This is a genomic window from Inquilinus sp. (assembly GCF_057815775.1).
On sequence record NZ_JBYRFX010000118.1, the window covers coordinates 1 to 10,280 of the forward strand.

Sequence of the window (10,280 nt, forward strand, 5' to 3'; positions counted from 1 at the left end):
GGCCGGGCCGCGCCACGTCAGTTCAGCCGGATGGTGTTGTGCGGGCTGTCGAGCGAGAAGGCCGGGATCGCCACGTCGAAGCGCTCGCCGGCCGGCGTCTCCATCTCATAGGTCCCGACCATGATGCCGGACGGCGTCGCGATCGGGGCGCCGCTGGTGTATTTGAAGGTCTTGCCCGGCTCGATCACCGGTTCGACCCCGACGACGCCCTTGCCGCGCACCTCCTGCACCCGGCCGCGGTCGTCAGTGATCTGCCAGTACCGGCTGCGCAGCTGCACCGACTCCCGCCCATGGTTGACGATGCGGACGTGATAGGCCCAGACGAAATGATGTTCGTCGGGCGAGGATTCGTCCTCGAGATAGACCGGTTCGACCGACACTTCGATCGCCCGGGTTTCCGCTGTGTACATGAACCCAGATCCGCTGCCGCCGGCGGTGCCGACAATTCCGATCAAACTATATGGGGCGGCGTGGTGTCGCGTCCAATCGCGACATGGCAGGGTTGGCCGGCTGAATCGCGGGCTGGAAGCCGATCTCGACCCGGTCGTTGGCCGGTTCCGGCGTGCCGGCCGGGGCCGGCAGCAGCGGGTCGGCGGCGCCGGCGGCGCTGACCGCGATCCGCCCCGGCGGGATGCCGGCGCCGGCCAGCCGCGCCGCCACCGCCTGGGCCCGCCGCAGCGACAGGCGCTGCGCCCAGGCCGGGTTGTCGCCGGCACCGGTGGGGCCGGCATCGGTGTAGCCGATGACGGTCAGGCGCGGCACCGGCCCGCCCTTGGCCCGCCGCCGCGCATCCTCCAGCACCGCGGCGGCGATCGCGGCGCTGCCATCGCCGCCGACCTCCGCTTTGCCGGGGGCAAAGAAGACGTAATGGATGTCGGCGGACAGCGCATGGTCGACTGGCACCGATGCCGGCAGCTGCACCGGCTTGCGCGACGGCACGCAGCCCGCCGCCGCCAACCCTGCCAGCATCATGCCCACCACAGCCGCCCGACTCCGCTTCGACATCGTCCGTCCTGCCTCAGGGTCCAGGCTGCAACATAGGGCGGCACCGTGGCGTCGGCGAGGCGGCATGCACACATCCGGGCGTGCATGGGACCATTCGATCCAGCGGGTGGCGGGACCGGGCGGGTCGCGGTTACGATGCGGCCGTCGAAGCAGCGGTTGGAGGATCATGCGCATCGCCATCATCGGCGCCGGTTTCACCGGATGCCTGCTCGCGGTCCAGCTGCTGCGCCGTTCGGCCGGGGCGGTGGAGATCCTGCTGGTCGAGCGTGGCGGCCCGCCGGGCCGCGGCATGGCCTATGGCACGCCGCACCCGGCCCATCTGCTGAATGTGCGGACCGGCAACATGAGCGCCTTGCCGGACGAGCCGGAGGATTTCCAGCGCTGGGCCGATGCGCATGGCGCCGGCGGCGGCGCCTATCTGCCGCGCCGCTTCTACGGCGACTATATCGGCGACACGCTGGCCGCGGCGGGGCGGGCGTTTCCCGGCGGCCTGACCATGCTGGCCGACGCAGCCGTGGCGCTGGACCGCACGGGGGCGGGCGTGACACTGCGGCTCGCCTCCGGCCGGGTCGAGGAGGTGGATGCGGTCGCGCTGTGCACCGGCAACGCCCCGCCGGCGGCGCCGATTCCCCTGCCCGATTCGCCGGGCCGGATCCTGGTCGGGCCGGAGGATGCGTGCCTGCCCTCGATCCTGGCCGACGAGACCGTGCTGATTCTCGGCACCGGGCTGACCATGATCGACATCGCCGCCGGCTTGGCGGCGCAGGACCATCGCGGCCGGATCCTGGCGGTGTCGCGGCGCGGCCTGGTGCCGCGGCCGCATCGCGACCTCGCCAGCAAGCCGCTGGCCCTGTCCGCGGTGGATTTCGTCGGCCTGCCGGTGCCGGCGCTGCTGCGCCGTGTCCGCGGCCTATGCCGTGAGGCCGAAGCCGCCGGCGGCGACTGGCGCGCGGTGATCGACGGGCTGCGCCCCTTCACCCAGCGCCTATGGCAGGCCTGGGACGAAACCCAGGCCCGGCGCTTCCTGCGCCATCTGCGGCCATGGTGGGACGTGCACCGCCACCGGGTCGCGCCGGCCATCGCCGACACGGTCGGGGCGATGATGGCCTCGGGCCAGCTGCAGATCCTGGCCGGGCGGCTGGGTGCTGTGGCGCCGGTCGAGGACGGGCTGACGGTGACGCTGCGCCGCCGCGGCGCCGGGGCGGACGAGACCCGGTCGATCTGCCGCCTGGTCCTGGCCAGCGGGCCGGAGGCCGATCCGGGGCGGACGGACGACCCGCTGCTGCGGTCGCTGTTGGCCGGCGGCATGGTCCGGCCGGACCGGCTGCGCCTCGGCTTCGACGTCGACGCCGCCGGCCGCCTGATCGGCCATGACGGCGTGGCTTCGCCGCGGCTTTACGCAGTCGGGCCGCCGACCCGCGGCGCGTTCTGGGAGATCACGGCCGTGCCCGACATCCGCCGGCAATGCGCCGAGGTGGCGGCGGCGATGCTGGACGGCGCCGCCGCCCAGGACACCACCCCCCGGCGCGGCTTCGACCCGGGGATCTGAAAGGGGGGCATCTCGGCGCCGCTGCGGACGGCGCCGACGATCTCTATGCCGCGAGCGGTTCGATCTGGATCTGCCTGGCCTGCTCGACCGCCGCTTCCGTCGAGGCTTTTCGGGCCTCTTCTCCAAAGGCCAGGCCTTCGGCGATGATGAACTCCGCGTCGGTGATGCCCACGAATTCCAGCGTCAGCCTCAGCAGCGTTTCGGCATGTTCCCAGGACGCCACGGGCGAGCCCTCGGCATAGGCCGCACCGCGGGCCAGCGCGACGATGGCGCGCTTGCCGGTCACCAGCCCGACCGGGCCGTTTTCGGTCCATCGGAACGTCTGGCCCGCGATGAGGATGCGGTCGATCCAGGCCTTCAGCTGGCTGGGTATGGTGAAATTATAGAGCCCGGCCCCGATCACGACGATGTCCGCCGACTGGAATTCTTCGAGGATCGCGGTCGCCTGCGGCGCGGCAAGCGCATCCAGGGTGAGGTGGGCGATCGGATCCGCGGCAAGGTCGCGATACACGACATCCAGGCTCGGGTCGCCGGCGCGCAGGCGTTCGACGACCGCCGCGGATATCGCGCGGCTGGCCGATGCGTCGCCCTGGATGCTCGAATCGAGGTGAAGGAGTTTCATAGGTCAGCTCCGGTTTGGATTTGTGACCTGCTCCAGGTATGAGACCTTAACCATCCTGCCAAGAACGCATATTTTTGGGACCTGGTCACATGGCTATGACTGCCCTCCTGCCCGAAGTTCACACCGACTGCCGGAGGATCAAGAACGTCCTGAACGTTGCCGGCGACAAATGGACCGTGCTGATCGTCATGGTGCTGCGCGAACGGCCGCGGCGCTTCAACGATATCAAGCGGGCGGTCGGCGGGATTTCCCAACAGATGCTGACACGCACGCTCAAGGCGCTCGAACGCGACGGAATGGTCGAGCGCACCGTCTACCCGACGGTTCCACCGCAGGTCGAGTATGCGTTGAAGCCGCTGGGTCACTCCTTGTCAGAACCCATCCTGCAGCTGGGGGCGTGGGCGCAAGCGCATCTGGACGAGATCGAAGACAACCGGGTATCGTATGACGGAGCGGTTGAGCGGGGCAAAAGGGCGGGAACCGCCGCCACGTAAGCAATGCACAGCCAAGTCAAAGTCTTGGCAATCCTCGCGAGCGCTTGAGAACCCTCCTTGCTCTCTTAGCCGGCGTGGAGGATGCGAAAGCGACCGGGGTCTGTCGGGTCACGATCCACGACCTGAATCGGCGGCCAGGCCCATTGCCAGACGCTGATGCCCGGCAAACGGGAGAACCGGATCGGCCCACGGGTGCCCTCGACCGCGACGTGCGACCAGGCTTCGGCCATGCGTGCCCGGTCCGCGCCGTGCGACCGCAGCAGATCGGCGAGGACGATGATCGTGTCGTAGCCCTCGAAGGCGACGAAGGAGGGCGCCTCGGCCAGTTGCTCACGCAGGGCCGTCTCGACCCGCGCGCCGAGCGGGCCGAGACGCTCGGGCCGGTAGCGCAGGAACGGGATCGCGGTGCCGTCATCGCCCAGCAGCGTCGCCCATTCCACGAATTCCGGTTGCCCGGCCGGCGCCCCGATCAGGAGCCCGGCGAGGCGCGGGTCGTGGCGGACGGATCTGACGATCGACACGGCCGGCTCCGGCTGGCCGACCAGAAGGAGGAGCGCGGTCGCGCCATTGCCGGCGAGTGAGTCACACAGGGCCGCGGGGGTGAGCGCACCCATGTCGAGGTCGATGACGGTGCCGCCGCGGCGGGCGAGATGGTCCCGCAGGATGCAGGCCCCGGAGGCCCAGTAGACACTCGGCTGGGCGGCCACGGCGATTCGGCTGCGTCCCGCGTCGAGCAGGAAGTCCGCGTAGATCCGCCAGCCATGGGACTGCGCCGGGGCCAGGCGTGCGACCCAGTTCGTCGGCTGTTCGGTGAGCGCATCGAGAACCGCCGACGAGCACAGGAACGGCAGGCCGAGGGCGTCGGCCCTGGCCGCGGCGGCGCGGGCGACGACGCTGTGATATTCCCCCGCCAGGGCGGCCACGCCCAGGCTGGCCAGTTCGTCGACGGCCGCCGCGGCCCGCTGCGGATCGGCCGCGGTGTCCCGGACCACCAGCTCAAGCGGCCGCCCGGCGATCCCCCCGGCGTCGTTGACGTCGCGAGCGGCGAGCTCCAGTCCGGCGAGCAGGTGCCGGCCCGCCCCGATCCAGCCGGGCGGCGTCAGCGGCACCAAGGCGCCGATCCGGACGGCCGATGCGTCCGCCCGCTCCACTCCAGGGGGCGTGTTCATGCGGCGGCGTCTCCCGGGTGATGGTTCAGTTGCAGTATGCCCGGGTCGCCGTGTGAACGTCAGTGGCGCGGAGCGTGGCCGGGCCGGAATCGCCGGCTCACTCCCGGCGGTTAGCCTCAAACCGGGGATTTGGCTGCGGGGATGTACGAAAAGAGGCGCCCGAAGGCGCCTCTGCTCATACCTCTTACTCTGGATGCCCAGGCTCGACCCGGGCATCCAGAGACTGTCGGGATCTTCTGGATTGCCGGGTCGAGCCCGGCAATGACAGCAGGAAGAGACGTTGGTGCGTTACCGCACCCGTCCTTCCTTCCAGGCATGCAGCAGGCTGTCATAGGCCACGGTCTGGCCCTTTTCCTTCTCGTTCGCCAGCTTGGGCTTCGGCGCGCCGGGCTGGTCGAACCAGTACTGCGCGTCCTTCTCCTCGTTCAGCTTCGGCCCGCAATCGCCGAGATTGCCGGCCCGCTCCAGCCGGCCCAGCACCTGGTCCTGCTGCTTGGCGAGGTTGTCCATGGCCTGCTGCGGCGTGACCTCGCCGGTCACCGCCTCGGCCACGTTCTGCCACCACAGCTGCGCCAGCCGCGGATAGTCGGGAACATTGGTGCCGGTCGGGGTCCAGGCGACCCGCGCCGGGCTGCGGTAGAATTCGACCAGCCCGCCCAGCTTCGGCGCCATCTCGTCCATCGCCTTGGAGCGGATGTCGCTGTCGCGGATCGGGGTCAGGCCGACCTGCAGCTTCTTCAGCGTGGTCGATTTGCAGATGCAGAACTGGCTGTACAGCCAAGCCGCCTTGCGCCGCTCCGGCGGGGTGCTCTTCATCAGGGTCCAGGAGCCGCAATCCTGGTAGCCCAGCTTCATGCCCTCTTCCCAGTACGGGCCATGCGGTGACGGCGCCATGCGCCACTTCGGCGTGCCATCCTCGTTCACCACAGGCAGGCCCGGCTTGGTCAGGTCGGCGGTGAAGGCGGTGTACCAGAAGATCTGCTGGGCGATGTTGCCCTGGCCCGGCACCGGTCCGGCTTCGGAAAAGGTCATGCCGGCGGCCTCGGGCGGGGCGTACGCCTTCAGCCATTCGATGTACTTGGTCAGCGCGTACACCGCGGCCGGGCCGTTGGTGTCGCCGCCGCGGGTGACGCTGGAGCCGGCGGGGCGGCAGCCCTCGACCCGGATGCCCCATTCGTCGACCGGCAGGCCGTTCGGGATGCCCTTGTCGCCGGCGCCGGCCATCGACAGCCAGGCGTCGGTGAAGCGCCAGCCCAGCGACGGGTCCTTCTTGCCGTAATCCATGTGGCCCCAGACGCGGACGCCGTCGATCTCCTTCACCTTGTTGGTGAAGAAATCGGCGATGTCCTCATAGGCCGACCAGTTGACGGGCACGCCGAGGTCGTAGCCGTACGCCGCCTTGAACTGCTCCTGCAGCTTCGGGTTGGTGAACCAGTCGTACCGGAACCAGTAGAGGTTGGCGAATTGCTGGTCCGGGATCTGGTACAGCTTGCCGTCGGGCGCGGTGGTGAAGCTCTTGCCCATGAAGTCGTCGACGTCGAGCGTCGGCAGGGTCACGTCCTTGCCCTCGCCGGACATGAAGTCGGACAGGATGACGGCCTGGCCATAGCGGAAATGGGTGCCGATCAGGTCGCTGTCGTTGACGAAGGCGTCGTAGATGTTCTGGCCGGACTGCATCTGGGTCTGCAGCTTCTCGATCACGTCGCCTTCCTGCAGCAGGTCGTGCTTCAGGTTGATGCCGGTGATCTCGGAGAAGGCGCGGGCCAGCGTCTTCGATTCGTATTCATGGGTGGTCAGCGTCTCGGACACCACGTTGATGTCCATGCCGCGATAGGGCTCGGCGGCCTTGATGAAGAACTCCATCTCCTTCATCTGCTGATCCTTGGTCAGCGTCGAAGGCTGGAATTCGGTGTCGACCCATTTCTTGGCGTTGGCGGTCATCTCCTCCACCGTGGCCGCGAAGGCGCGGCGGGCGAAGCCCGGCACGGCGGCAGCCATGCCCAGCGCCGAGGCGCCGCGCAGGAGGGTCCGGCGGTGGACCGGGAAACCGCCCGGCCCTTGCGTCATCTTGGTCATGATCTCTCCCCGCGTTTCATGTGAAACAACCACGTCCGGCCCCTGTCCCGGGGCCTGGTCCGGCCAGGCGTCAGCTCATCGCGTCAGCTCATCCGAACCGCATCACCGCGATCAGCCACACGACGGCGATCGCGAAGCCGTACCAGAGGTCGCCGGCGGCCAGGCCGATCCAGGCGAGGTGGATATAGGCGGCGCCGAGCAGGCCGATGAACAGCCGGTCGCCGCGGGTGGTGGTCAAGGGCAGCAGGCCGCGCCGCGGCACGGTCGGCGACGCCAGCTCCCACACCGTCATGCCGACCAGCAGCACGGCCATGCCGACGAAGAACCAGGCGGTCGGCGCGGTCCACGCCATCCATGCGAAGGTGCTCATGGGTCGTGCCTCCTCACACCCGGCCGAGGGCGAAGCCCTTGGCGATGTAGTTGCGGACGAACCAGATCACGATGGCGCCGGGCACGATGGTCAGCACGCCGGCGGCGGCCAGCAGCGACCAGTCCATGCCGGCGGCGCTGACCGTGCGGGTCATGGTGGCGGCGATCGGCTTGGCCTCGACCGAGGTCAGGGTCCGCGCCAGCAGCAGCTCGACCCACGAGAACATGAAGCAGAAGAAGGCGGTGACGCCGATGCCGCCGCGGATCAGTGGCACGAAGATGGTCAGGAAGAAGCGCGGGAACGAGTAGCCGTCGATATAGGCGGTCTCGTCGATCTCCTTCGGGATGCCCGACATGAAGCCTTCCAGGATCCACACCGCCAGCGGCACGTTGAACAGGCAATGCGCCAGGGCCACGGCATAGGGCGTGTCGATCAGCCCGAAGGCCGAATACAGCTGGAAGAACGGCAGCAGGAACACCGCCGGCGGCGACATCCGGTTCGACAGCAGCCAGAAGAACATGTGGGTGTCGCCGACGAAGCGGTAGCGGCTGAAGGCATAGGCCGCCGGCAGCGCCACCACCACCGACAGCACCATGTTCATCAGCACATAGGTGATCGAATGGATGTAGCCGGAATACCAGGATTCGTCGGTGAAGATGGTGATGTAGTTGGCGAAGGTCACCCGGTGCGGGAACAGGGTAAAGCCGGACAGGATCTCCTGGTTGTCCTTCAGCGACATGGTCACCAGCCAGTAGATCGGCAGGGCCAGGAACAGCATGTAGACCAGCAGGATGACGGCGCGGGTCCGCGGGTTCATGACGCGTCGCCTTTCCCGAGATTGGTGATGACCGTGTAGAACAGCCACGAGAACAGCAGGATGATCAGGAAGTAGATGATCGAGAACCCGGCCGCCGGCCCCAGGTCGAACTGGCCGACCGCCATCTTGGTCAGCTCCTGGCTCAGGAAGGTGGTCGAGTTGCCGGGCCCGCCGCCGGTCAGCACGAAGGGTTCGGTGTAGATCATGAAGCTGTCCATGAAGCGCAGCAGCACCGCGATCAGCAGCACGCCCATCATCTTCGGCAGCTGGATGAAGCGGAACACCGCCCAGCGCGAGGCGCCGTCGATCCGCGCCGCCTGGTAGAAGGCGTCGGGGATCGAGCGCAACCCGGCATAGCCCAGCAGAGCGACCAGCGACGTCCAGTGCCAGACATCCATCACCAGCACGGTGATCCAGGCATCGAAGGAATCGCCGGTGTAGTTGTAGTCGATGCCCAGCCGGTTGATCAGCACGCCGGCCAGGCCGATGTCGGGCCGGGCGAAGATCTGCCAGATCGTGCCGACCACGTTCCAGGGAATCAGCAGCGGCAGCGCCAGCACCACCAGCGTCACCGACACGGCCCAGCCGCGCGCCGGCATGCACAGCGCCACCAGCACGCCGAGCGGGATCTCGATCGCCAGCACGCAGAAGCTGAAGATCAGCTGCCGGCCCAGCGCGCCCTGCAGCCGGTCGTCCTGCAGCACCTGTTCGAACCATTCGGTGCCGACGAACACGCCCTGGCCGGGGCCGAAGATGTCTTGCACCGAATAGTTCACCACGGTCATCAGCGGGATGATGGCGCTGAACGCCACCAGCAGCACGACCGGGAGAACCAGAAGCCAGGCGGCGTTATTGCGGGTCTTGTCCATTTCAGCCCACCAGCTTGCCGTCGGCGTAAAGCAGGGTGCGGTCCGGCGGGAAGCGCAGGAACGCGGTGTCGCCGGTGACGCTGCGGCCCTCGGCCAGCTTGGCCTTCACCGTGGCGGTGCCGAGCCGGAGGGTGGCGATGACATGGGTGCCGAGATCCTCGATCCCCGTCACCGCCGCGGGCACGCCGCTGTCGGCGACCTCGAGGAATTCCGGCCGGATGCCCAGCTCCAGCGTGCCGGCACCGCCGGCCAGGAAGGCTTCGACCCCCTGCCGTGCCGCTGGCGACAGCGGGATGCGCCCGCCCTCGATCACGGCGTCGCCCTGGTCGATGACGCAGGGCAGCAGGTTGATGCCCGGACTGCCGATGAAATAGCCGACGAAGGTGTGGGCCGGCCGCTCGAACAGCTCCTGCGGCGTGCCGATCTGCACCACCTGGCCGTCATACATGACGATCACCTCATCGGCGAAGGTCAGCGCCTCGACCTGGTCGTGGGTGACGTAGATCAGGCTGGTCCGCACCTGCTCGTGCACCTCCTTCAGCTTGCGCCGGAGCTGCCATTTCAGATGCGGGTCGATCACGGTCAGCGGTTCGTCGAACAGGATGGCGGCGACGTCCTTGCGCACCAGGCCGCGGCCCAGCGAGATCTTCTGCTTCTCGTCGGCATCCAGGCCGCGGGCGCGGCGCTTCAGCACCGGCGTCAGCTCCAGCATCTCGGCGACCTCAGCGACGCGGGCCTCGATCTCGGGCCGCGGCAGCTTGCGGTTGCGCAAGGGGAAGGCCAGGTTCTCCGCCACCGTCATGGTGTCGTAGACCACCGGGAACTGGAACACCTGGGCGATGTTGCGCTGTTCCGGCGACGCCTGGGTGACGTCGCGGCCGTCGAACAGCACCTGGCCGTGGCTCGGCGTCACCAGGCCGGAGATGATGTTCAGCAGCGTGGTCTTGCCGCAGCCGGACGGGCCTAGCAGCGCATAGGCGCGGCCGCTCTGCCACACCATGTCCATCGGCCGCAGGGCATAGTCCGACGGCTCGGTCGGGTTCGGCTTGTAGCTGTGGGCGAGGGCTTTGAGTTCGATGCGGGCCATGGCGTCCTCACCCGTTTCGGGACGGGGCGGCGGCCAGTTGGCCGGCCGCGTCGAAGACATAGATCCGGCGCGGATCGATCGCGACCGTCACCGGCGTGCCCAGCGGGTGCTTGTGCACCCCGGCCTGCTGCGCCACCCAGGGCCGGTCGCCGAAGCGGAAATGGATGTAGGTTTCCGACCCGCTGATCTCGGCCAGCTCGACCTGGGTCGCGACCGACGCCT

The 10,280-nt window shown here is 68.6% G+C and carries 12 protein-coding genes; 2 read left to right on the top strand and 10 right to left on the bottom strand.

Features of this window, described 5'->3' with window-relative positions; genetic code table 11:
* Positions 1-17: 17 nt before the first annotated feature.
* Positions 18-410 (bottom strand): Co2+/Mg2+ efflux facilitator ApaG/CorD, encoded by a 393-nt coding sequence (apaG, locus tag AC3XYG_RS04315; RefSeq protein WP_489138580.1) that lies wholly within the window; start codon positions 408-410, stop codon positions 18-20.
* 46 nt (positions 411-456) lie between these two features.
* A complete protein-coding gene (locus AC3XYG_RS04320) occupies positions 457-1,005 on the bottom strand; it encodes an OmpA family protein (RefSeq protein ID WP_489138581.1) in 549 nt (182 codons plus the stop codon).
* 166 nt (positions 1,006-1,171) lie between these two features.
* On the opposite strand from AC3XYG_RS04320, the gene AC3XYG_RS04325 reads away from it, so the two are divergent.
* Positions 1,172-2,554: an FAD/NAD(P)-binding protein gene (locus tag AC3XYG_RS04325; RefSeq protein WP_489138582.1), complete on the top strand. Its 1,383-nt coding sequence runs from the start codon at positions 1,172-1,174 to the stop codon at positions 2,552-2,554.
* A 43-nt stretch (positions 2,555-2,597) separates the two neighbouring features.
* On the opposite strand, the gene AC3XYG_RS04330 is transcribed toward AC3XYG_RS04325, so the two are convergent.
* Positions 2,598-3,176 carry an FMN-dependent NADH-azoreductase gene (locus AC3XYG_RS04330; RefSeq protein ID WP_489138583.1) on the bottom strand — a complete coding sequence of 193 codons (579 nt, stop codon included), beginning with the start codon at positions 3,174-3,176 and terminating at the stop codon, positions 2,598-2,600.
* Positions 3,177-3,265: 89 nt separating this feature from the next.
* Here AC3XYG_RS04330 and AC3XYG_RS04335 point away from each other — a divergent pair, with 89 nt between their 5' ends.
* A complete protein-coding gene (locus AC3XYG_RS04335) occupies positions 3,266-3,670 on the top strand; it encodes a winged helix-turn-helix transcriptional regulator (protein WP_489138584.1) in 405 nt (134 codons plus the stop codon).
* 65 nt (positions 3,671-3,735) lie between these two features.
* Here AC3XYG_RS04335 and AC3XYG_RS04340 read toward each other — a convergent pair whose 3' ends face one another.
* From AC3XYG_RS04340 to AC3XYG_RS04370, 7 genes are all read right to left on the bottom strand, one after another.
* Positions 3,736-4,839 (bottom strand): ABC transporter substrate-binding protein, encoded by a 1,104-nt coding sequence (locus AC3XYG_RS04340; RefSeq protein ID WP_489138585.1) that lies wholly within the window; start codon positions 4,837-4,839, stop codon positions 3,736-3,738.
* Between the two features lie 288 nt (positions 4,840-5,127).
* Positions 5,128-6,915, bottom strand: coding sequence for an ABC transporter substrate-binding protein (locus AC3XYG_RS04345; RefSeq protein WP_489138586.1), 1,788 nt, complete (start codon positions 6,913-6,915; stop codon positions 5,128-5,130).
* An 88-nt stretch (positions 6,916-7,003) separates the two neighbouring features.
* Positions 7,004-7,285, bottom strand: coding sequence for a DUF2160 domain-containing protein (locus AC3XYG_RS04350; RefSeq protein WP_489138587.1), 282 nt, complete (start codon positions 7,283-7,285; stop codon positions 7,004-7,006).
* A 13-nt stretch (positions 7,286-7,298) separates the two neighbouring features.
* Positions 7,299-8,102, bottom strand: coding sequence for a carbohydrate ABC transporter permease (locus AC3XYG_RS04355; protein ID WP_489138588.1), 804 nt, complete (start codon positions 8,100-8,102; stop codon positions 7,299-7,301).
* Positions 8,099-8,971 (bottom strand): carbohydrate ABC transporter permease, encoded by an 873-nt coding sequence (locus AC3XYG_RS04360; RefSeq protein ID WP_489138589.1) that lies wholly within the window; start codon positions 8,969-8,971, stop codon positions 8,099-8,101. Before AC3XYG_RS04360 ends, AC3XYG_RS04355 begins: the two co-directional genes overlap by 4 nt.
* A gap of 1 nt (position 8,972) precedes the next feature.
* The gene (locus AC3XYG_RS04365) at positions 8,973-10,058 is read right to left on the bottom strand and encodes an ABC transporter ATP-binding protein (protein WP_489138590.1); all 1,086 of its coding nucleotides are present in this window, start codon (positions 10,056-10,058) and stop codon (positions 8,973-8,975) included.
* Positions 10,059-10,065: 7 nt separating this feature from the next.
* Positions 10,066-10,280: TOBE domain-containing protein (locus AC3XYG_RS04370; protein ID WP_489138591.1), on the bottom strand; the 215-nt coding region annotated here is incomplete at its 5' end.

What these genes read in the sequence shown, in the direction of transcription:
- AC3XYG_RS04350 (WP_489138587.1), bottom strand. Translation starts at nt 7,285, where the DNA reads ATGAGCACCTTCGCATGGATGGCGTGGACCGCGCCGACCGCCTGGTTC.
- AC3XYG_RS04320 (WP_489138581.1), bottom strand. Translation starts at nt 1,005, where the DNA reads ATGTCGAAGCGGAGTCGGGCGGCTGTGGTGGGCATGATGCTGGCAGGG.
- AC3XYG_RS04345 (WP_489138586.1), bottom strand. Translation starts at nt 6,915, where the DNA reads ATGACCAAGATGACGCAAGGGCCGGGCGGTTTCCCGGTCCACCGCCGG.
- AC3XYG_RS04330 (WP_489138583.1), bottom strand. Translation starts at nt 3,176, where the DNA reads ATGAAACTCCTTCACCTCGATTCGAGCATCCAGGGCGACGCATCGGCC.
- AC3XYG_RS04360 (WP_489138589.1), bottom strand. Translation starts at nt 8,971, where the DNA reads ATGGACAAGACCCGCAATAACGCCGCCTGGCTTCTGGTTCTCCCGGTC.
- AC3XYG_RS04340 (WP_489138585.1), bottom strand. Translation starts at nt 4,839, where the DNA reads ATGAACACGCCCCCTGGAGTGGAGCGGGCGGACGCATCGGCCGTCCGG.
- apaG (WP_489138580.1), bottom strand. Translation starts at nt 410, where the DNA reads ATGTACACAGCGGAAACCCGGGCGATCGAAGTGTCGGTCGAACCGGTC.
- AC3XYG_RS04365 (WP_489138590.1), bottom strand. Translation starts at nt 10,058, where the DNA reads ATGGCCCGCATCGAACTCAAAGCCCTCGCCCACAGCTACAAGCCGAAC.
- AC3XYG_RS04335 (WP_489138584.1), top strand. Translation starts at nt 3,266, where the DNA reads ATGGCTATGACTGCCCTCCTGCCCGAAGTTCACACCGACTGCCGGAGG.
- AC3XYG_RS04325 (WP_489138582.1), top strand. Translation starts at nt 1,172, where the DNA reads ATGCGCATCGCCATCATCGGCGCCGGTTTCACCGGATGCCTGCTCGCG.
- AC3XYG_RS04355 (WP_489138588.1), bottom strand. Translation starts at nt 8,102, where the DNA reads ATGAACCCGCGGACCCGCGCCGTCATCCTGCTGGTCTACATGCTGTTC.